Origin of the sequence: Sorangium sp. So ce321, assembly GCF_051530195.1 — a bacterium.
Taxonomy (GTDB): Bacteria; Myxococcota_A; Polyangia; order Polyangiales; family Polyangiaceae; genus Sorangium.
Genome location: NZ_CP150329.1, coordinates 1,614,489 through 1,634,253, shown reverse-complemented (window position 1 = coordinate 1,634,253; position 19,765 = coordinate 1,614,489). Strand labels below are relative to the sequence as shown.

At 68.4% G+C, this 19,765-nt stretch carries 21 protein-coding genes; 8 read left to right on the top strand and 13 right to left on the bottom strand.

Translation table 11 applies throughout. The features are described 5' to 3' along the window. The first annotated feature begins 46 nt into the window (after positions 1-46). A complete protein-coding gene (locus WME89_RS06405; RefSeq protein ID WP_438008352.1) occupies positions 47-829 on the top strand; it encodes a DUF4328 domain-containing protein in 783 nt (260 codons plus the stop codon). Between the two features lie 84 nt (positions 830-913). Beyond that, positions 914-1,615, top strand: a complete 702-nt coding sequence (locus WME89_RS06400; RefSeq protein ID WP_438008351.1) for a hypothetical protein — start codon at positions 914-916, stop codon at positions 1,613-1,615. A gap of 307 nt (positions 1,616-1,922) precedes the next feature. On the opposite strand, the gene WME89_RS06395 is transcribed toward WME89_RS06400, so the two are convergent. Next, positions 1,923-2,834, bottom strand: a complete 912-nt coding sequence (locus WME89_RS06395; protein WP_438008350.1) for a LysR family transcriptional regulator — start codon at positions 2,832-2,834, stop codon at positions 1,923-1,925. Between the two features lie 25 nt (positions 2,835-2,859). On the opposite strand from WME89_RS06395, the gene WME89_RS06390 reads away from it, so the two are divergent. From WME89_RS06390 to WME89_RS06375, 4 genes are all read left to right on the top strand, one after another. Then, a complete protein-coding gene (locus tag WME89_RS06390; protein ID WP_438008349.1) occupies positions 2,860-3,648 on the top strand; it encodes an O-methyltransferase in 789 nt (262 codons plus the stop codon). Between the two features lie 534 nt (positions 3,649-4,182). Beyond that, positions 4,183-4,743, top strand: a complete 561-nt coding sequence (locus tag WME89_RS06385; RefSeq protein WP_438008348.1) for a hypothetical protein — start codon at positions 4,183-4,185, stop codon at positions 4,741-4,743. A 744-nt stretch (positions 4,744-5,487) separates the two neighbouring features. After that, complete coding sequence (locus tag WME89_RS06380; protein WP_438008347.1) at positions 5,488-6,327, top strand: hypothetical protein; 840 nt, start codon at positions 5,488-5,490, stop codon at positions 6,325-6,327. Positions 6,328-6,363: 36 nt separating this feature from the next. Then, a complete protein-coding gene (locus tag WME89_RS06375; protein ID WP_438008346.1) occupies positions 6,364-7,482 on the top strand; it encodes a multicopper oxidase family protein in 1,119 nt (372 codons plus the stop codon). A gap of 60 nt (positions 7,483-7,542) precedes the next feature. On the opposite strand, the gene WME89_RS06370 is transcribed toward WME89_RS06375, so the two are convergent. The 5 genes from WME89_RS06370 to WME89_RS06350 all read right to left on the bottom strand — a co-directional run bounded on the left by WME89_RS06370 (position 7,543) and on the right by WME89_RS06350 (position 11,249). Continuing rightward, on the bottom strand, positions 7,543-7,719 hold the full coding sequence (locus WME89_RS06370) for a hypothetical protein (RefSeq protein WP_438008345.1): 177 nt from the start codon (positions 7,717-7,719) through the stop codon (positions 7,543-7,545). Between the two features lie 175 nt (positions 7,720-7,894). Beyond that, positions 7,895-9,604, bottom strand: a complete 1,710-nt coding sequence (tnpC, locus tag WME89_RS06365) for an IS66 family transposase (RefSeq protein ID WP_438007159.1) — start codon at positions 9,602-9,604, stop codon at positions 7,895-7,897. Beyond that, positions 9,577-9,999 (bottom strand): IS66 family insertion sequence element accessory protein TnpB, encoded by a 423-nt coding sequence (gene tnpB, locus WME89_RS06360; protein WP_438007158.1) that lies wholly within the window; start codon positions 9,997-9,999, stop codon positions 9,577-9,579. The genes tnpC and tnpB overlap by 28 nt, the downstream gene beginning before the upstream one ends. Continuing rightward, positions 9,993-10,328, bottom strand: coding sequence for an IS66 family insertion sequence element accessory protein TnpA (gene tnpA / locus WME89_RS06355; RefSeq protein WP_438007157.1), 336 nt, complete (start codon positions 10,326-10,328; stop codon positions 9,993-9,995). Before tnpA ends, tnpB begins: the two co-directional genes overlap by 7 nt. 162 nt (positions 10,329-10,490) lie before the next feature. After that, the gene (locus tag WME89_RS06350; protein WP_438008344.1) at positions 10,491-11,249 is read right to left on the bottom strand and encodes an MBL fold metallo-hydrolase; all 759 of its coding nucleotides are present in this window, start codon (positions 11,247-11,249) and stop codon (positions 10,491-10,493) included. A 90-nt stretch (positions 11,250-11,339) separates the two neighbouring features. On the opposite strand from WME89_RS06350, the gene WME89_RS06345 reads away from it, so the two are divergent. Further along, positions 11,340-12,209, top strand: a complete 870-nt coding sequence (locus tag WME89_RS06345) for a helix-turn-helix transcriptional regulator (protein ID WP_438008343.1) — start codon at positions 11,340-11,342, stop codon at positions 12,207-12,209. A gap of 462 nt (positions 12,210-12,671) precedes the next feature. Here the strand turns inward: WME89_RS06345 and WME89_RS06340 are convergent, their stop codons facing one another. The 6 genes from WME89_RS06340 to WME89_RS06315 form a co-directional block, all read right to left on the bottom strand. Then, complete coding sequence (locus WME89_RS06340) at positions 12,672-13,409, bottom strand: hypothetical protein (RefSeq protein WP_438008342.1); 738 nt, start codon at positions 13,407-13,409, stop codon at positions 12,672-12,674. Positions 13,410-13,458: 49 nt separating this feature from the next. Then, entirely contained in the window at positions 13,459-13,875 is a 417-nt protein-coding gene (locus tag WME89_RS06335; RefSeq protein ID WP_438008341.1) for a VOC family protein, read from the bottom strand. A gap of 17 nt (positions 13,876-13,892) precedes the next feature. Next, complete coding sequence (locus tag WME89_RS06330) at positions 13,893-14,207, bottom strand: hypothetical protein (RefSeq protein WP_438008340.1); 315 nt, start codon at positions 14,205-14,207, stop codon at positions 13,893-13,895. 144 nt (positions 14,208-14,351) lie between these two features. Beyond that, positions 14,352-15,029 carry a hypothetical protein gene (locus WME89_RS06325; protein ID WP_438008339.1) on the bottom strand — a complete coding sequence of 226 codons (678 nt, stop codon included), beginning with the start codon at positions 15,027-15,029 and terminating at the stop codon, positions 14,352-14,354. 24 nt (positions 15,030-15,053) lie between these two features. Further along, positions 15,054-15,728, bottom strand: a complete 675-nt coding sequence (locus WME89_RS06320; RefSeq protein ID WP_438008338.1) for a hypothetical protein — start codon at positions 15,726-15,728, stop codon at positions 15,054-15,056. A gap of 136 nt (positions 15,729-15,864) precedes the next feature. After that, a complete protein-coding gene (locus WME89_RS06315; RefSeq protein ID WP_438008337.1) occupies positions 15,865-16,209 on the bottom strand; it encodes a hypothetical protein in 345 nt (114 codons plus the stop codon). An 837-nt stretch (positions 16,210-17,046) separates the two neighbouring features. On the opposite strand from WME89_RS06315, the gene WME89_RS06310 reads away from it, so the two are divergent. Continuing rightward, complete coding sequence (locus WME89_RS06310; protein WP_438008336.1) at positions 17,047-18,045, top strand: hypothetical protein; 999 nt, start codon at positions 17,047-17,049, stop codon at positions 18,043-18,045. A 96-nt stretch (positions 18,046-18,141) separates the two neighbouring features. Here the strand turns inward: WME89_RS06310 and WME89_RS06305 are convergent, their stop codons facing one another. Beyond that, positions 18,142-19,656, bottom strand: a complete 1,515-nt coding sequence (locus tag WME89_RS06305) for a xylulokinase (protein WP_438008335.1) — start codon at positions 19,654-19,656, stop codon at positions 18,142-18,144. Positions 19,657-19,765 lie beyond the last annotated feature (109 nt).

The following is a 19,765-nucleotide window of genomic DNA, read 5'->3' as shown; positions in this document are numbered from 1 at the left end:
CAGAAATGATCGTCGCTGATCACGCGGCTTTGGTAACATCGAGCTCATGCACGACTGGGACGGCGCGCGGGCGCGATGGGACAGCGACTTCGGCGTGGCGCACCGGCGCGCTCGGGCGGCGAACGCCGCCCTGCTCGTGACCGCGGGGGTGGAGGTCTCCGGGATCCTCGTCATGGCGTGGCAGATTCACCTCCTTGGCCAGATCGACAGCGGCGAGGTCTCCATGGCGACCCGCTCGCTCAGCGACTCTCTGCTTCAGGCCGGGAAGTTCGCCGAGCTCGCGATGCGCGTGGTCACGGCAGCGCTGTTCTTGCGCTGGCTCTGGCATACCGTGCCCTTGGCCGGATCCATGAGCGCCTCGAGGCTGCGCTGGACGAGCCGCGACGCACTCTGGAGCTTCTTCATCCCGCTCATCAACCTCGTGCGCCCGTACCAGGTGATGCGCGATCTGCACGACCACCTCTCGCCGGATGGCGTGCCCGAGCCGGTCCCGCGCCCCCGTATGGACGGCGCCGGAGGATACCGTCAAGTCGCGATGGAGAGGGCCCCGCCGCCGCGAGCATTGCCCCACGCCTCCATCGGCGCCTGGTGGGCGCTGTTCCTTCTCCCTCAGCTCCTCAGCAGCATGGTCACCCCCGTCCGCACCAACACCGTCGCGGAGGTGATCACGAACCGTTATTGGGCCATCGCGGTCTGCCTGGCCACCATCTGCGGCGCATTTCTCGCGGTGATGATGGTGCGGACCGTCCAGAGCCGCTTTGCGGAGCGGTATCGCCGGGTGCGGCACGCCTCCGACGAGGAGCTCGCGAGCTGGAAGATCCGGGGCTGAGCCCGTCCTGGCGAATCCCGTGATCGTCGAGCCGGAGCTCGTCCTCCCGGTATGGCGCAGGAGCAGGCAAGCGAGGGTAAGCCGATGACGACAGACACGTCCACCGAGCTCGTTGCCACCGCGCTCGTGGATCATGCAATGTTCAAGCACGTCGCGGCAGAGCTCGAGCGGCGTGTGCCCGATGCCGACGCCGCCGGCGCTCTGATAGATGCCTATCGGGTCGGAGCGGCCCCACCCTGGTTGGTTGCGCATCTCCTCGGCTGCATCGGCCACGAGGTTGGCTACGCCCTGGTTCGCGAGATTCTGTTGAGCGCGCCCGGAACGCTCGCCGAGAGCTACGCAGGTCCCGCGCTTGCGAAGATTCGTGGAGAGCATGCTCTCTCGGACCTCTGCGCGCTCCTTCGCGATGCCCCGGAGCAGGCGTCTCGCGAAGGTGCCGCCTGCGGGCTCGCGCGCCTCAGGTCGCCGATCGCAGAGGCGGCTCTTCTCGAGGCGGCCAGCGCTGGGCGCGTTCGTTGGCTCATCGCTGCGAACGTTCTCGCTGGTATCCCCATCGCGCCGTCGCGTCTGCGTGATCTGCTCCGCTCGGGCGAGGTCGAGCATCTGCGGCTTGCCACTGAGATTGTCTGGGTGGCACTTGGTCATGCCGAAAGCGGTCGGAGCACGTGGGTATACGATGTTGCGGCAGAGGTGGGACCCCTGGTCCGCGAAGCGCTCGCGAATCCCGCTCTAAGCATGGCTCCACGAAAGCGGACGCGACTGAAAGCATGGGTGTCCCATGCATGACGGCGCGTTGGACATGCTGAGCGACGAGCGGAAGTAGCATGGTGAAGGATGCTTGAAACACTCGGAAACACTCCCTGGGCATCGCTGGCGCCTGGCCCTCACCCCGGGGCCTGCTCACGTCGCGGCTGGGTCCGTATCCGCGTTCCGCTTCGGCTTCGCGGCACACACGAGCGAGGAGCTCTCGAGGGCCTGCGACACGCTGGAGGCGTGTCTGCAGCCCGGCTCCGGCTGAAGCGCCGGTGACCCGCGTGCGGGCGCGCGCGACGCTCCCCGAGCGGAGGGCGCGGCGGTGCTCGGCCGGCCGTGGCTAGGCCGCGAGCTCCGCGATGGACCGGCAGACGCGGCGGAGCCGGTCGCGCAGCCATCGGTGCGCGGGGTCGGCGTCGAACCGGGGGTGCCACGCCTGCGCGATGGTGATGGCCGGCGTGGTCACGGGCAGCGGGAACGTGACGAGATCGAAGCGCGGCGCGGCATGCGCGAGCCATTTCGACGGGAACGCGCCCACGAGGTCGGAGCTGGCGAGGAGGCACAGCGCCGCGTAATGGCCCGACGCCACGGCCGCGGTGGTCCGGGCGAGCCCTTTCTTCTTGAGGGCCTCGTCGATGGGGCCCCAGGTCTTCCCGAGCCTGGAGACGCCGAGGTGGGCGTGCTCGACGAACCGCTGCAGCGTCACCTTGCCGGACGCGAGCGGGCTGCCGCGGCGCACCACGCCCACGAAGCGGTCCCTGGCGAGCGCCTGCACGCGGATCTCCGGGCCCATGTCACCGATGATGCCGACGTCGAGATCGATCCGGCCCTCCCGCAGCGCCGCCACGTCCTCGTCGCCCTCGGGGAGGAAGCGGACGGTGACGCGCGGCGCCTCGGCCCTCAGCGCGTCGAGGAGCGGGGCGCCGACGAGCCCGAGCATGCCGTCGCTGGTCCGGACGGCGAAGCTGCGGGTGAGCGCGGCGACGTCGAGCGCGCCCCCTTCGCGGAGGACCGCGCTGGCCGAGGCGACCACCGCGCGCACGCGCGGGCGCAGCTCCGCGGCGCGCGGCGTGGGCACGAGCCGCCGGCCGGCGCGCACGAGGATCGGGTCGCCCACGGCCTCGCGGACGCGCGCGAGCGTGCGGCTCATGGCCGAGGGGCTGAGGTGCATCCGCTTCGCGGCGAGGAGCACGCTCTCCTCCTCGAGGAGCACGTCGAGCGCGACGAGCAGGTTCAGATCCATGGAGTGCATGGGACGCAACGATACCTTACCGACCATGCACTGGAAGTCATGTCTCTTCGGGCGCAGGCTCCGGGTCGAACAGGGCAGCAGCGAGGGCAACAGCGCCGTCGCCGTGGCCTGCCCGGAGGAGCTATCCATCATGAGCAGCACGCTCGATTCACCGCGCGTTCAAGGGACCCTCGACCGCCTCTTCCAGGACGCCGACAGCGGCGATCCGCGCATCATCGCCCGCGTCCGCGCCGACTGGGAGCGCCGCGGGGCCGAGCGCGACCCCGAGAAGCTCGCCGAGCTCCTCGCCGACGCCTACCTGCCGGTTTCCCGCGAGGTCGGGCGGCTGCTCCACCTCCTCGCCTTCGCGGCGAGGGCGCGCACGGTGGTGGAGTTCGGCACGTCCTTCGGGATCTCGACGGTGTTCCTGGCCGCGGCCCTCCGCGACGGCGGCGGCGGGCGGGTGATCGGCAGCGAGATGCACCCGGAGAAGGTGCGGCGAGCGCGGCACAACCTCGACGAGAGCGGGCTCGGCGATCTCGTCGAGATCCGCGAGGGAGACGCCCTGGTGACGCTCCGGGACGTGGAAGGGCCGATCGATCTCCTCCTGCTGGACGGCTGGAAGAATCTTTATTTGCCGGTGCTCCGGATGCTCGAGCCGCGGCTGCGGAGGGGCGCGCTCATCGTCGCCGACGACCTCGACATCGCGCCCGATGACCTGCGGCCCTACCTCGACCACGTCCGCGGCGCAGGCAGCGGTTACGGGTCGGTGGAGATCCCGCTGGGCGACAAGCTGGAGGTCTCCTGCTGGCACGGACGCGAGCGCGAGACCTGAAGCGGCGATCCCGACCCGACCGGATCCGGCGCCTTATGGCACTTGGCCTCTCCTCCTCGTGGTGGGTTCGTTCACGGCGCCCACGAGCGTACGGATGAGGCCGATCTGCAAGCTTCACGTTCAAGTATTTGGAATTGCTGGTGTTCCCGAATCAGAATCGGCTATTTAGATTCCAACCTGAGCGTCAACGGCGCGGCGAGCAGGGCTACACTCCCAAAGCAAAGCTTCATTTCCACTGTATTCACTCTCGCGGTGAGCCGATCCGAGGGCGAGCCGCTACTGCCTGACGAGTGCTCCGCAGGCTCTCGCTCTCGCTCATCCCTCCCCATCAGTCCGCCGCCAGGGAGCGGCGCGCTCCCGTTCATTGGGGGTCAGATCGGCGATGGCGCGCCCGCCGGAGCACAGCACGCCCCGAGATGATTTCATGATTTTCTCACTGGATCATTGATCAACCCGGGGTTGACACGGCCGAGAGCGCTATGGTTTCCAGTCCGCGCTGCGGATGATTGAATCGAATTAGAAGGGATCACGAATATGTCGATCGTTACGAGCACGAAGAACGGCGTCCGGATGGGGTTTGGAGCATTGGCATTCATCGGCAGCTTGCTCGGCAGTGCGCTCGACGCAAATGCGGCCACCTTCACCATCAATGACAACCTGGAATCGGGCGGCTGGGCATCTTGGGCCAGCAATCCTGCCGAAGGCGCGGGGTTCTTCGCCTCCTGGGCTTTGGCCCGTTCACCTTCGACGATAGCCTACTTATCGTATTCGCCCTCGGCCGGCGCGTCAGATTGGCTTCAATTTTCCAAGGGGTTCACGACGACGGTGACCCCGACGTCGTGCTCGGCCAGCGTTTGGCTTCGGGGCAACGGCTATTCCAATCATGGTTCGGTCGAGATGCTCGACACCACGGGTTGGACCTATATCGGTTCGACGCCATACTCGGGCGTGGGCACTGCGGCTTGGGTCAAGTACACGGTCAACAATACGTACGCGTGCACCAAGAACATCACGGTGCGCGTCACGCTGGGGGCGAACCCGGGAGTGTGGGAGCAGGTCTACGTGGACGACGCTTCGATTAGCTGGAACTACTGAGCGCCGCTCGAGGCAGGCCCGGAAGCGAGCCTCGTCCGATTGCGCAATCTGGGACGAGTGGGCACTTGCCTTCGCAAAGGCGTTTGGACCCCTTACCCACCCAACCGGCCTCGATCTCTCCGCGCTGCTCGACCAGATCGAGGCGGAGATGAAGGCGGCGCCGGGCCCGAAACAGTGGTCGATGAGCCACTGCCTCGCCGAGATCGGCATCCACGACCCCGGGTCGCGCGCCCGCGCGAGGTAGAGACGATCGGGATCGGCCTGTCTTTCGCTGACACGACCCCGTCACACTGGCGATGGGCGAGCGACGCGAGTACAGCGAGATCGCATAAAGTGAATCCCGGCAGATCCGTTGGGCGATCCGACGCAGCCGGTGCAGGTCGCATGGCAGAGAACGTGGGTCGATTCCCTTCACGCGACGACGCGATGGGGTGACGAGCAAAGCTCCCATTCGTCGGAATCTCAAGGGCTCACGTGGCATCTGGCCGCAAACACGGCCCCATCGTCTCGACAGCCCAATGCGGCAGTGCTACCAATCATGCGTGTCCGGCGCTGGGGGAGGACATGTCGTTACATCACGGCCTGCCGCCGATGCACGCAGGAAAGGGTCGTCATATGCGCATCAATCGAATCCGAGCTCTGCGGGCAGCTCAGCTGGCGATCGGGTCCGCGTCTGCTGGGGCAGCCTTCTCCTTTGCAGCGTGCTCGGCCGACGTGGCCCCCACGGCCGAAGACCTGGGCGACATGGACCAGAATCTTGCAGCCTGTTCGTATGCGGTCACGACGAGCTCGTACGAAGGAGCCCCGGAGTACTGGGGGACGATCAAGGTCAAGAACACGGGCGCGAGCGCGCTGCAGAAGCCGACCATCGCTTTCGACGTTCCGGGCGGCGTCGCGTGCGATTATCACGAGCCGGGCTGGACCCACTCGCAAGCCGGCTCCCGATGCACCTATTCGAGGACATCGAACGTCTCCATCGCCCGCGGCGCGTCATTGACACTCAATTTTTCCACCAATTCGATGTCGTCGTTCAGCCCGTCCCGCGTCGAGCTCCGCGACACCAGCTGCTCCAGCGGCGGCAGCACGACGGGGGGCGGCAGCAGCACGACGGGCGGTGGCAGCACCACGGGCGGCGGCAGCACCACGGGCGGCGGCAGCACGACGGGTGGCGGCGGTAGTGGCAGCTCGGGCGTGGTGTGGCAGACGGCCAGCCTGACGGAGTTCGAGTCTTACCCCGACCCCGGCAGCGAGGAGTGCATCGAGTACAACGGGTGCACGTGGGCCGGTCAGTTCGCGGCCCTCGACGGAAAGCAGCCGGAGAGCTGGGTCAGAGAGAACAACATCGCCGCGGTGCACTCCAAGGATTTCGAGAGGTACAAGCTCAAGACCCTGCGCCTTCGAAAGAATGGCAAGGAGATCGACGTCAAGGTGTATGACATGTGCTCCGACTCCGATTGCAGCGGGTGTTGCACGCGGAACGCGCAGCCGTCGGGGTACCTGATCGATATCGAGAAGTACACCGCTCAGCGGTTCGGGGTCTCGGCGTCTGGGCAGGTCGAGTGGAGGTGCCTCGACTGCGATTGACGTCCGTCTCGTCCGGCCCGTGGCTCGGGCGCTGCCTTGCTCACCCGCCAGCACGCGCGGCGAGCGTTCCAGGGCGGCATGGATGGACGCGCCCCCGGGCCGCGTCGAGCAGGAACGCGCTCCGAGCTCGACCCCACGGCGAAGCCGCTCGTCAGCGGGTTCTCGACAGGAGACTTTCCGCTCCGCCTCTTCCTGGTCAACGGGAACCTGGTCTACGAGGAGACGCACAACGCCAAGGAGCCAACACACCCGGTCGGCCAGCAGCACGACGTGGTGCCGCGCTTCACGATCCAGCCGGGCGAGGTCGTTCGGTTCAGGTTCCTGAACGGCTGCAGCGACAACATGATCCCGCTCAAGGTCGAGGGGCACCCGATGCACCTGCTCGCGATGGACGGCGTCAACTTCCCCGCGCCGCGCCAGCTCGATCAGCTCGTCCTCGGTCCGGGCAACCGCGCCGAGTTCCTCGTCAAGGGAAGCTCAACCCCGGGGCTCTATGGGATCTTTCAGGAGGAGCAGCACATGCAATTCCTCGTCAGCGACGTCAAGAGGCTCGCCGAGATCGAGGTCGCCGGGGATCCGGTGGACATGGCGCTCCCCACGAAGCTCCCGACCTCACCGCGGCACTACCCGCTCCTCCCGGAGGGGAGCTACCCGCAGCGCACCATCGTCTTCGGCATGAAGGGACCGCCGGCCTCCTACAACAAGGTCGTGGGCATCGATTTCTTCATGACCACCGACGAGAAGCTGGCCAACGACTTCGACGAGCTGGAGGTCCCGGCGACGTGGGAAGAGACTGACCGGTCCGCAAACCTCGGGCTGGCCTACGTGGACGAGCGCGTGGACCTGGACGGCCTGAAGGTCGGCGCGATCGAGGAATGGACCATCGAGGACAACAGTCACCTGTCGAAGAGCGGATCCGCGGAGGGGCACCCGTTCCACCTGCACGAAACCTCGTTCGAGGTGATCGAGAGGAACGGAACGAAGCTGCCCGCCGAAGAGATCACCATTCAGGACACGGTCTGGGTGCCCCACATGGAGTCGGTGAAGATCCGCCTGCGCTTCGGCGAGAACGCCGTCGGCAAGTCGGTGATGCACTGCCACATCATCCCGCACGAGGACTCCGGGATGATGATGAACACCTTGATCGTCCGCTGAGGTTGCACGCCGCCGCGAGGTGCCGGACGAGGACATCACGGCAGGTGACCGGCATCGGGCCTAGGGCACCCCGAGTTCGTACCCTTCGTGCTCGACCGCTGAGTCCTCATGGCCGCCCTCCAGATGCTCGCCGCCCGGCTCGCCGGCATCGACGTGCTCGTCTTCCACGCGTTCGACGCCGACGGCCCCCGATGCCTGGACCGCCGCCCGCCCCCTGGTCGACTCCCTGATAGCCATCCATCCCGTAACCGCCCACTCATCGCCATGGTCGTGGCCACTTGCGGCTCTCGCCGGGGTCGACGATGCTGGGCGCGGGGCAGCGCCTACCCACGGCCCGGTCGGACCTGGGCGGGCACGAGGGGACCGGCGAGGTGCTCTGCCCCGCCGGGTCGAAGATCGAGGTCGGCGTCGATCAGGATGCGCCGGCGTCGCCAGCGGCCGGAGACGCGAGAGACGCTCGCGCCCAGGCGGCGGGCAGCAGTTCGTCCAGCCGTTCGCGCGGCCAGCCCGCCTGCAGTTTGCCGATCACGTCCGTCCCCCAGGCGAGCGGGTTGGTTCCATGCATCCGGCACGAGCCGAAGATCGTGTAGCCGACCGCGAGGCGTTTCGCTCCCTCGTCCGAGCCCGCGAACAAGTAGTTTTTTCTTCCGAGCGCTACACGTCTTAGCTGCCGCTCGACTTCACCGTTGTCTATCTCGAAGCGCCCATCGGTGAAGCAGCGCCGCCACGCCGCCTCATGGTTGATGGCGTACTGAGTTGCGACGTAAAGTGGCGTATTCGGCACGAGCCGCAGATGCAGCTCGTGAATCCACTGGTACAGCTCGTCGACCACGGGCAGCGACAGCTCCTGCCGTCGCGCCAGGCGTGCCTCCGCGGACAGCGCCTCAGCCTTACAGGCCGCCTCGATGCGGTAGATGGCCTTGAAGTACGCAAGCGCGACAGCGGCTCGCGCGTCGCCGCCCTTCGCTGCCTTCTCGAACTTCGCGCGGATGTGCATGCCACAGCCGAGCCGGCGCTCCTCGGGCACGATCCTCTCGCCGTCGTCGCCGTCGTCGCCGCCGCGCAGCATCGCGGCGTAGCCTGCGTAGCCATCGCCCTGCAGATGGCCAGTGAAGCCCTGCAGCAGCGCAGCTGGGTGCTTTGGCTGCCAGTCCGGTGCGTACACGAACGTCACGAGCTCGGCCCCGACGAAGGCCCAGATATGGCCTCGCCTCACCCCGGCCGGATGATCCCGATCCAGCACGCGCATGCCCGTGTCGTCGGCGCGCACGTAGCACGCGCCCAGCACGCGCTCCTGGATCCTCTTGGCCACGGGGGCGAGCACGTCGAGCGCGAAGGCCGACCACTCTCCCAGCGTCGAGGGCGACAGCGACACGCCGAAGCGCGCGTACTGCTGCGCCTGCCGGTAAAGCGGCATCGCGTCCTCGAACTTCTCCACGATGATGCTCGCGAGCAGCCCCGGACCCGGGCGCCCACGGTCCATCACCTTCTCGCTGTCGGCCGTCGTCACTCCCTGCTCGGGGCAGCGCGGACAGGCGAGCTTCTCCCTCTGCTCCTCGATGATCCGGAACTGCGCAGGGACGAACTCGAGCACCTCGCTCGTACGATGGCCAATGCACTTCCTGTCCGCGCCGCACTGCGGGCACTTCCGCTCGGCCTCAGGCACGGGCACAACGCGCGTCTCGCGCGGAAGATGTGCGGGAAGCGGCGCGCGCCCACGGTGCCCCCGCAGCGGCTTCGGCGGCTCAGGAGGTTGCGGCACAAGCCCCTGCTCCGGCTGCGGCGGCGCTTCGGCCCCGGGCTCCGATGAGAGCGCCGACCCAGCGGCTCCCTGCGGCGCCTCGTCCCCGAGCTCGGCGAACAGCAACATCAGCTGCTCGGTCGAGACCTTCTGGCTTTTGCGGCCGTACAGCTCGCGCAGCGCGCTGGCGAGCCTCGCCGACAGCGCCGTGTTCTTGTCGCGCAGCTGGACCAGAAGCCCGAGCACCAGCTCGATCAGCTCCGGGATCTGCCCGGCTGCTGCGAGTTGCTCAAGCTTCCGTCGTACATCCGCCAGATCGGCAGGGAGCGCTGCTCGGGGCTGCGGGGGAAGGCTCACGAGGCGCGCTGGATACGCAGGCATCGCGCATCCATCAAGCCTTGCTTTGAGGCGTCGAGATTTCTCCCGCCGGGCCTCCAGCGCTTGCGCCGTACGGCTTGGGACAGGTCGAGCCCCTCGAGCATCAGCGACAGCTCGGCCGCCTCGACCTCGACGTGGGTCGCGCCCTTGGGCAGGTCGCGGGCGAGGTGAAACCGGCCGCGAGCGAGTTTCTTGGCAAAGATGACGTATCCAGTGCGGTCCCAGAACAAGACACGTATCTGGTCGCCTCGCCGATTCCTGAACACGAACAGATGCCCACAGAGCGGGTCGGCTCCGAAGCGCTGCGCGACCAGCGACGACAGACCATCAAAGCTCTTCCTCAGGTCAGCCGGCTCGGCCGCGACGTAGACGCGCACCGACGGCGGCAGCGTCAGCACGACGTCTCCTCGGCGGCCAGCGCCAGCACGCGCTCGAGCGTGGCGGGGTCGAAGCCCGGCCGAACGCGAACCACCCGCCCATTGGGCAGCGCGATCTCGATCGGCTCGGTCACGACCGGCGACACGTCGGCCACCACGTGCACCGGCAGAAATTGCGGTGCCTGCGTCGACGACGTCGACGGCTGCGAGGTCCCCTCAGCCCGCAGCTTCCAGCGCCACCAGTACAGCTGCTTGGCCTTGTACCCCTCGCGTCGCGCGAACTTCTCGGCACTCAGCCCGCTCCTCTCCCATCGCCCCACCCGCTCGGCCCACTCCACCCTCGTCGCCATCGCTTCCTCCTTCGCGATGGGGAGAGGTAACCGGCGCCGCCCGGACGGTCACGATGCCCTTGGCTGGGCGGATACTCCATCCCTCCACGGCGTCGCTGCTCGACGCGAGCGAGGCCCAGGGGTTTTCATGGGGTTACAGGGAGCGCTACCATGGTATCGCGCTCACCGCGGCTGGAGCATCCGCTGCCTGTGGGGCGCGCCGGCGACGGAGCCGGCCAACACGCGGGCGTGCCGCCGCACCTCATCGGCGCCGAGCGGCCCTCCGTGGCCCAGATAGAAGGTCTCCACCCCCTCTTCGACCAGCCGCTCCAGCTCGATGCCGACGGCGCGCGGGTCCAGCTCGAAGGGGGGCCGGATCGCGTGGCCCAGCCGTGCCAGCCCGCCCAGCATCAGCCCCGAGGCGACCAGATCCCCGACCAGCGCCTCGCGCGACTCGAGGACGACCGAGAGCGAACCGCGGGTGTGCCCGGGCGTGTGGCGCACGCGACCCGCGACCCCGTAGGGAGCCAGGTCGAGCGTCTCGTTGCCGTACAGCACGAGGTCGGGCGCGACGGGGGCGTAGCGCTCGTGCACGAGCGGGGCCCGGACGAACAAGCGACCGAACCAACCGGTCGGGCAGAAGGTCATCGGGGCACTGCCGTCGAGGTGCTCGACCTCGGCCTCGTGGGCGACGACGAGCGCTCCGGATCGCTCGCGCAGCTCGGCGGCACCCCCGGCGTGGTCGACGTGGGCGTGAGTGACCACGATCAATTTCAGGTCGGACCAGGCGCGGCCCGCGCGGGCCAGCGCCTCGCCCACCCTGGGCGCCACGCCCGGCACGCCGGCATCGACCAGCACGCAACCTGCGGCGCCGACGAGCAGGTGGGCGTTGAGCATGCGAAAGGGTAAGATGGGCACGCGAATGATCTGGGCAGCAGACATGATGTTCCTCCAGGGCCGAACGTCTGGCGCCAGCGTGGGGTGCCGCGGCGGGTGGCGCCTGGCCCGATTCGACGCGGCGGATGGTCCACGATGGAACTGACCCACGTGGCGGTGCCTCCGGACTCGATGCTCGAACGCGCGGTGCGGGCCGGCCCGGGCGAGCTGCTCTGGCTCGGCGCCGCGCCGTTCGAGGTCCGCTGCGAGCCCACAGGGGCCACGGGGCTGCTCAAGCTCGTCGCCCTGGCCGAGGGCGAAGGGGTCGTCGCGCAGGCGGGCCGCCGGGCAATCCTGCGCGAGGGGACGTTCGCCTGGGTCCAGTCGGACGCCCCCTTCGAGCTCTCGATGAGCCGGGGGCGGCGGCTGCTGCTGCGGCTGCCGGTCTCGGTAGTGCAGCAGCGGCACCCGGGGGTCGACCTCCGGACGGCCGTCGCGCGCGGCGAGGAGCACGCAGGCGAGCGGGTCGTGGCGGGGCTCTTGCGCCAGATCCTGCGCGAGAGCTCGTCGCTGTCGCAGCGCGACTGCGCAGCGGCCCTCGGCGTGGTGCTCGAAGCGATCGGAATGTGCAGCCGCGCGCCCGAGCTTTCGCGGACTCGAGTCGAGCGAGCGCTGGCCGAGATCGAGCTGCGCCTCGGCGACCCGGCGCTCCAGCCAGCGGACATCGCGCGGGCGCAGGGGGTGAGCCGCCGTTACCTCGACGGCGCGATGGCAGAGCAGCTCGGCAGCACGCTGGCCGCGCACATCCGGCGGCGTCGCCTCGAGCGGGCGGCGAGCGAGCTCTCGACCCGCCCGGACGACGCGGTGTTCGAGATCGCCGCGCGCTGGGGCTTCCGCGACACGAGCCACTTCACGCGCCTGTTCCGGGGCCACTTCGCCACGACGCCCGCGGCCTACCGGCGCGCGGCGCTCGACGGCGCGCGCGCGGGCGGGGGCAGCGGCGGGCGGGTCCGCGACACGGCGTAGCGGGCCCGGCGACTCGTGCATGATCTCGAGAAGGTGACGATCAACGCGGGCGGCATGAAGGCGGAGATCGAGCGGTTCAAGGTCTGGCCCACGAACGCTGACCGGCAGGTATTCCGGGACGTGACCACTGCCCGCTCGAGGGCCAAGCTCGACGAGCGCTTCCCGCCGCTCTTCACGGGCACTCGAGCGACCTTCATTACCATGAAGCTCGCGAATGGTCGCACGGAGACGTGGATCTGCGACCGAACCGGGCACAGATCGAGCGGTCAGATCCACCACGACAAGCGCGCCGCGCGTAAGGTCGCCGAGCTTGGGCTGGGCGACTTTGCCCCCCCTGGACGAGGCCATCCTCGAGCTGAGAGGAAAGGGCGGCTCGGTACCAACGGCCGGGCGGTGTGCCGGCCGTCGCGAAGCGCCCGCCGGCACCAGCGCCGGGCTGGGCGGCAGCACCGTGATGCGTCATCAAGACGCTCTCCTGCCAACAAGGATCCTGGCAGTTGCCCGCGCGTCGATGACCCCAGGGATGTGCTGCAGGGCTGACGCGACGCGCTCGGAGAAGGCATCGAGAGCCTGCGCGGCGAGACGCACCGCACGCTGCAGAATCTCTGGCTTGACCACGAACTCTCTTGGCTGAGCGGGTATGCCGCCTTCGGGTTCCTCCCGTACGTGAAGCATCGGGGCATCATGCCAGGCCATCAGCCATGGGTGACCGATCCAGAGCATCTCGGGGGATTCGGACAACCGATGGGCGGCTTTCCGCCAATTTTCGACATCGCCCAGATCACCACAACAGGTCGGTAATAAGAGAACATCGACGCCGTCAGCGAGCGCGAGCCCACCGCAGAGGGGCCCAAGCTCATCGTCAGCTGGAACGCTGTCGCCGAGGTGTGCATGCAGGGCCTTGATCAGCGCGTCCTGGGACGTAAGCGCATCAATCGCAACGAACCACGAGCCGGGCACGACGGGATCAACACCGACGAGGCCGCCCGCACGAAGGCACGCCCGCCAGTAGCCATCGCTCTCTGTTGCGGTCCACGGCCCCGAAGCCGGATGGGGCGCGGAACCGAAGCGGCCGGGATCAAGCTCCACGACGGGCATCAGCGAAAGCGCGTCCGTCGTGACGCGAATGTCAGGCTGCTTGTCTGATAAGCGTCGGTCCATGTCCACGCTCGCTCTCGCCCGCCCAGCGTCGCCGCTCACGCGCCGCGTTCCTTGACGCGGTCGCGTGCAGCGGCTTGCTGGGCATGGCCTACCCTGACCATTGGGGATTCCAGACAACCTCCCATAGATGACCATCTGGATCTTGAAAATAACCTGAGTATCCGCCCCAGAACGTGTCGTGGGCGGGCCTGACAATCACAGCCCCTGCGGCGCCTGCCTTTGTCATGACGGCATCGACGTCTTCCTTTGAATCGACGTTGTGTCCCAGGGTCATCTCGGTGGGGCTGACGGGACCTAGCGCAACCCCGCTGTCGTGGCTGATGCTCTTGCGGGGCCACAGAGCGAGCCGCAAACCGGGCTGCATCTGAATGAATACAACAGCACCATGCTCGAACTCTTCACCGATGATGCCCTCGGTGGGAAACCCCAGGCCATCGCGATAGAATCGCAGCGCCGCTTCCAGATCGTCGACGCCGATGGTGATGACTGTGATCCTAGGCTTCATTTATGTCCGGCTTTCCTTCAGGCGAGCGGCGTGTCCGACAACGTGCCATCGTGGGGAGCGGTTAGCTCCTCCATCGTGCAGTTGCCACGGAGCCATAGTGCAAACTGGTGGTTCAGCCTGCGCAGCTCCCGGAGATTCGCGAGGCCGAGCTCGCACATCTCCGCGGTTGCGGTCCGGTCCGAGATGTCTCGTGTCGTGATGGCAACGATCCGTGGTGTCGACGCCTGCGGATCGGGCCGGCTCACCACGTTCATGAACGTGTGCGCTCCCGGCTCTACCCAACCCATGAGGCTGACAGTCGAAAACGTCAGCGACGGCTCCTCGTGGCTCACGACGCAGCTGGCGTATTGCGTGTACTTCGGCGTGCCCTCCGCTGCCCAACGGCAGCGCCCATGAGGACGGGGACGGCGGCGACCAGGCGTCGAATCCGTAGAATTTTGCCCCGTGAGGATTCAGCGGCTCGTTGCGTGGCTGCATCAACGACGCTCCGGGACCGGCTTCTTCGAGCGGCCCCCGTACTTCTTCAGGACGAGCAGGAGGAGAATAGCCGACATCATTCCGAGTATGTTGGCGGAAACTGACGAGCCCCCCGAGGCCTCGCGCCCTCCGGATGTGGCTGCGGCTGACTCCTCGAATCGAGGCAGGTACTCGTCGAACCGTGCGGGTTCTGTCTGGTACGTGAGAAGAGCGACGCGCGGACCGTCGGGAACCAGGTACATGAGTGTCCGGACGTGCTCACCGCTGGCCGCCAGATCGAAGACGACACGTGCCCCGTGGACACCGGCGATGGTGACCAGACCTCTCTCACGCACATCGAAGGTCGCCCCTGTGCGAGCCGCCGACTGGCGCGCAGCCGTGATTGTCCGCTCGACGTAGCCGTCCGTGACGGGCCCGTCGAGCGGGTCCTCCTTGACGGCGAACCTGGCTCGCACGTCGCTCGGGCAGCGCACATCCACAGCATAGGCATGGAACCCCGCCGCGCGCGCGCGGTCGGGTTCGTCTGGCGGCACGCATCGGGCAACTGCGTCGGAAGCAAGGGCGTCCACGAATCCGTTCGGGGCGACGAAGCGGAGGCTCGTCTCCGCGGACACGGGCAACGCGCCGAGCACCAGCGACGCGTACGTCAGCAAGAGCAACGAGAGCGCGCGCATCATACAATCATTCCTCCTCGGGGCTCGTCAATAGACAAGCAGCCCGGTCCCGACGTGGTCGCGATGAGAACACGCGATGGTGGAAGGGTCCAGGCTGAGCAGCCCAGCCAGCTCCAGGAGCGTCGATTCGTCCGGGAGACGGTCCCACAGATCATCGTCAGCGTCCGGGTCGCCGAGAACATCGTCCATGTAGAGGAAGGAGAGCTCCTTCTCCTGTGCGAGCGGGAGTCCGAAGTCCAGCACTGCTGTTCCATCGCAGTGAGCATATGCGCGGAGCAGCTCTCCCTGTTCGGCGACGGCCCACGCGACAGCGGACACCCCCCGATGGCTCTCGAACATGCACACGCGCCCGCCGAGCTCTCTGCTCACACCTCCGAGCACGAGCTGTAAATGACTTGCGTCCCACTTGTTCCGCTTGAGCGGCATGTACTCCACAACGAGCACCTTCCCGTCCAGAGGCGGGCTGAAAAAGACGCCAGCCGGTCGCGCTTGCCGGAGCGCAGCAGCGATGCCGTGCTCCCAGTTGCAGGACGCCACGCGACGGTTTGCGAGCCCGGCATCGAACGAGCTCACTGCGTGCAGCACCGCCTCCGGGGCGCTGGCTTCCGCTGCAAGCCATCCGACCTTGTATCCGAAGGCCCTCGGAGCGTCGGGGGTGTCCGGAACCCGCGGGGTGACCAGATTCTTGAGCCAACCGATCATGGGATGCGCTCCATCTGCGGGGTTTGCCACCTGGGCGGAGATCCGCCGAACGCCTGACATCCGACGCGTGCGTCTCCGCACGTCGTCTGCATGGCCTCGTCGTGCGCTCCTTCGCTCTCGTCGACAGGCGGCATGCTCACCCCTGAGGCCGGAAGTGGAGCTTGAAACCTGCAGCGCGCAGCGCCTCGAAGGCTTCAACGTCGTCCTCATAATCAGGGTATCGCCGGCCGAACTCTCGAAGGCCAGGAACATCGACGCGCGAAGGGTCTATCTCGTGCTGGTTGAAATCCCACGGATCCATGATCCCCAGGAGAGCGGCAAACTCACGGCTCAGGCTCGACCCCTCGGAGATGCCAAAGAGCCTTCGTGTAACTACAGCGCCCTCGCGCGTCGTCGCATAGAAACCGCGGTGGTAGTCGAGGAAGTCCGCGATCCCAGCCGAGTACGAGCCTACAGCGATGATCTCAGCACACATACCCATGCCTTGGCACCTGATATCCGGGCGATCAGCGGCGATGGACGGGGTATCCTGCGGCTCGTCCGCTGCATCGCTCGTTGCGAGGCTTCCGGGCCATCGCGGCGCGGGACGAACGAGCCGTGGTCTGTGGCGCTGTCTGCCTCGAGGCGCCGGAACGCCTCGAACAGCTCGTGGACGTCATAACCACGCTCCTTCGCAAGCTCGCCGCCATCGCACGGACCTCATCGACGGGAGTGTACCAGACCCAGGCCCGCGCGCCCAGGTCGTCCCGCGCGAGCCGTTGCTTGTCGCGGGACGATCCCGACGCGATCGGGCGGCTCGCTTCGATCACGGCCTCGACGAACAGATAGCCGGGGGGCAGTTCGACCGCCCGCGGGACCGAGTTCGGTGCCAGGAGGCGGTTCGACCGCCCTTCCAGGACCGAAATCGGTGCTCTCGGACCGGTTCGACCGCCCTTCCAGGACGAGCACCGTCGCGCACGCCGCGCACTTGCTCGGTGTACCCATCGCCGATCACGTTATCGTCCCCCCGCCGGCCGCTTCTCCTCCATGTTCCGCCGCCGAGACCGGTCCGGCCGCCCGACCTGCGCGACGCCAACCAACGTCCACGACCGCCGCCCTCGCGGGTATCCCCTCTCCGTTGGGGCACCCATGTAGCGTCCGTTCCCCCAGGCGACCGGAAAAATTCACGCGACCGACAACGATTCCCGCACAAATGGCTACCCCCGTCGGTAAGCGATTTTGGTTTCATAAGGTATTACGTGCACAGCTCGATGATCGCGGCGATTTATACGATTTTTAATCGGCTTCTACGCACCAATTCATGGTGGCGCATGCCGCCATGATGGATCAGAGTCGCGCCCCGATGCACAACCGCTCCGACCAGTTCGCGAAGAGCTTGCTGCGCGACGGGCTGAGCCTCGTCTCGGCGGCGGAGACCGAGGTCGAGGTGCTGGCGGCAACCCAGAAGGTCGATGTCTACAGCGTGCCTGATCCCGCGCGGGAGGCAGAGCGCGCCGGGATGGGTCTGCTCGGCGAGCTCGCAGCGGAGCCGAGCCTGTTCGAACCGTTCCACAGCACGCCGAGCCTTCGTCAGGTCCGGCGGTGCCTGCGCAAGCAGCTCACCTGGCATCACGAGCTCGAGCGCCGCGCCCGCTCTGCTGCTGGCACCGTCGTGCCGGACGAGGACGCCGACGCGCCGCTGCAGACGGCGGTGGATTTTCCTGCGCTGGTCGTCATCAGCCCGGGGCGTCCCGAGACGGTGCTTGACGCCTACCGCTGCGAACCGGCGCAGGCAGGCGTCTACCACGCCGTGCCGGGCCTGGTGATGCGCGTGGTGGTGCTCGCGGAGCTGCCCCGGACGCGCGCGACGCTGCTGCTGCGGCTGCTCGGCTCAGGCCGCCTCCTGCGCGAGGCGGTGGCGGATCTGGTGGCGCTGCCGGACGATGCCTGGGAGAGGAGCATCGCCACGCCGCTGCTGGTACACTTCCGGCTCGGAACCCAGGAGCCGACGACCGACGAGGAGGACGATGTGAGCGCAGAGATCCGGGCGTGGTTCGAGGAGTACCAGCAGAAGCTTCGGGCCGAGGCACGGAAGGAGGGCCGCACGGAGGGCCTCAAGGAGGGACGCACGGAGGGACGCACGGAGGGACGCACGGAGGGACGCACCGGGGCTGCCGCGCGTGCCGTGCTGACCGTGCTCCGGGTTCGCGGCATCGCCGTGCCGGACGCCGCGCGGGAGCGCATCCTGGCCGAGAAGGATCCGGAGACGCTGGAGCGGTGGCATGAGCGGGCCATCGTCGCCGCGTCGCTCGCCGAGGTGCTCGACGGGCTGAGCTGAGCGAGCCATTCAGGACGGGGCCCGAGACATCCTCTCCTTCGCTCTCGAAGTGGGCTGAAGCAGGCTGCGGCGAGGGCCCGCGCGCTGCCTGGCGAGCTACCTCGCGAACGCCGACAGGCGGCGCATCACCCCGGAGAGCTGCGGATACACGTCCCTGTAGATCCCCAGCAGCTCCGCATACCGCCGCCGGCGCTCCGCATCGGGATGGAACGTCGCAGTCGCCGTCCCGCGCATCGCCTTCGCCGCCGCCTCGATGCTCCCGGCCAGCCCGGCCCCGGCGGCCGCGCACATGGCCGCGCCCAGGCACGCCGCCTCGACCGTCTCGGACCGCTGCAGGACCACGCCCGTCGCGTCGGCCATGACGGCACACCACAGATCGCTGGCCGCGACGCCCCCGACCGCGGCGAACTCCGCCACCTCGATCCCTGCCCGACCGCGCATCAGGTCGAGCACCAGCGCCTGCTCCAGCGCCACGCCCTCGATCAGGGCGCGGTAGACGTGCCCGCGCCCGTGCGCCTCCGTCAGGCCCAGGATCGCGCCGCGGGCGTCGGGGTCCCAGTGGGGGTTCATGGCGCCTTCCCAGTAGGGCAAGAGCAGCAGGCCGTCGCTGCCGGGCGGCAGCGACGCCGCCTCCGCCTCGATCGCGGCCATCGCGCCCCTGTCGCGCGGCTCGACGCCCAGCAGCCGGCGCAGGAACCAGTCCGAGAGCAGCGCCCCGCTGCGCAGGCTGCTCTCCAGCACATACCCGCGGCCCGAGGCGCTGACCATCGTGCGCCAGGCCGGGTCCTGCCGCGGCTCCGGGCTCCAGACGCCGAACACGACGGCCGTCCCGAGGTTCAGGTACGCGCGCCGCGGGTCCAGCGCGTCGACCCCGAGCCCGGCCACCTGGCCATCGCCGCCGCCGGCCAGCACCGGCGTGCCCGCGCGCAGCCCGGTGGCCGCCGCCGCGGCCTCCGACACGGCGCCGAGCAGCGCGCCGGGGGCCAGCGCCTCCGGCAGCCGGTCGGGCGCGATGCCGACGGCGCCGCAGAGCTCCTCCGACCAGCGGTGCGCGACGATGTCGAACAGCGCGAGCGGGTCGGCGCTCGCCCAGCTGGTGCGGGCGCGCCCGGTCAGCGCCTGCACCAGGTAGGCCTGCACGTCGCAGAAGAGCGCCGTGCGCCGGTGGATCTCCGGCTCCTCCTCGGCAAGCCAGGCGATCTTCGGCAGCGCCGGGCCGAAATCCGCAGCCTTCCCGGACACTTCCCGCAGCCGGTCGATCCCGATGCGGCCGACCAGGGGGCCGAGCTGCCCGCGCGCGCGCCCGTCCAGCCACAGCATCGCGGGGCGCAGCGGCTCGCCGCCGCTGTCGAGGCAGGCGAAGGTCTCGCGCTGGTGCGCGATCGCGAGCCCCGCGATGCGGCCCGGGTCCACCGCGGCGGTGACCTCCGCGACCGCCCGGCACAGCGCGACCCACCAGTCCCGCGGATCCTGCTCGAACCGCTCGGGCGCCGGCCGCGCCAGCGAGAGCGCTGCCCGGCCGGCGGCCTGCACGCGCCCCTGGACGTCGAAGGCGACCGCCTTGGCGGCGGTGGTGCTCAGGTCGATACCGAGGACGAGGTCGGCTCGCATGGCGCGCGTCAGCGAACCGGAGGGCAGGATTGACAAGCGATCACGGAGGCAGACTACAGTGCGAATCGCGCCGGGACAATTGTGCAGCCCGGAGCGGCCGGGCTACCGG

Coding starts and splice junctions, on each gene's coding strand:
- WME89_RS06395 (WP_438008350.1), bottom strand. CDS start 2,834: ATGCACTCCATGGATCTGAACCTGCTCGTCGCGCTCGACGTGCTCCTC.
- WME89_RS06405 (WP_438008352.1), top strand. CDS start 47: ATGCACGACTGGGACGGCGCGCGGGCGCGATGGGACAGCGACTTCGGC.
- WME89_RS06385 (WP_438008348.1), top strand. CDS start 4,183: ATGTCGATCGTTACGAGCACGAAGAACGGCGTCCGGATGGGGTTTGGA.
- WME89_RS06370 (WP_438008345.1), bottom strand. CDS start 7,719: ATGGCTATCAGGGAGTCGACCAGGGGGCGGGCGGCGGTCCAGGCATCG.
- WME89_RS06325 (WP_438008339.1), bottom strand. CDS start 15,029: ATGATGCGCGCGCTCTCGTTGCTCTTGCTGACGTACGCGTCGCTGGTG.
- WME89_RS06315 (WP_438008337.1), bottom strand. CDS start 16,209: ATGGGTATGTGTGCTGAGATCATCGCTGTAGGCTCGTACTCGGCTGGG.
- WME89_RS06320 (WP_438008338.1), bottom strand. CDS start 15,728: ATGATCGGTTGGCTCAAGAATCTGGTCACCCCGCGGGTTCCGGACACC.
- WME89_RS06350 (WP_438008344.1), bottom strand. CDS start 11,249: ATGTCTGCTGCCCAGATCATTCGCGTGCCCATCTTACCCTTTCGCATG.
- WME89_RS06305 (WP_438008335.1), bottom strand. CDS start 19,656: ATGCGAGCCGACCTCGTCCTCGGTATCGACCTGAGCACCACCGCCGCC.
- WME89_RS06335 (WP_438008341.1), bottom strand. CDS start 13,875: ATGAAGCCTAGGATCACAGTCATCACCATCGGCGTCGACGATCTGGAA.
- WME89_RS06345 (WP_438008343.1), top strand. CDS start 11,340: ATGGAACTGACCCACGTGGCGGTGCCTCCGGACTCGATGCTCGAACGC.
- WME89_RS06380 (WP_438008347.1), top strand. CDS start 5,488: ATGGACCAGAATCTTGCAGCCTGTTCGTATGCGGTCACGACGAGCTCG.
- tnpA (WP_438007157.1), bottom strand. CDS start 10,328: ATGGCGACGAGGGTGGAGTGGGCCGAGCGGGTGGGGCGATGGGAGAGG.
- WME89_RS06400 (WP_438008351.1), top strand. CDS start 914: ATGACGACAGACACGTCCACCGAGCTCGTTGCCACCGCGCTCGTGGAT.
- tnpC (WP_438007159.1), bottom strand. CDS start 9,604: ATGCCTGCGTATCCAGCGCGCCTCGTGAGCCTTCCCCCGCAGCCCCGA.
- WME89_RS06310 (WP_438008336.1), top strand. CDS start 17,047: ATGATGGATCAGAGTCGCGCCCCGATGCACAACCGCTCCGACCAGTTC.
- WME89_RS06390 (WP_438008349.1), top strand. CDS start 2,860: ATGCACTGGAAGTCATGTCTCTTCGGGCGCAGGCTCCGGGTCGAACAG.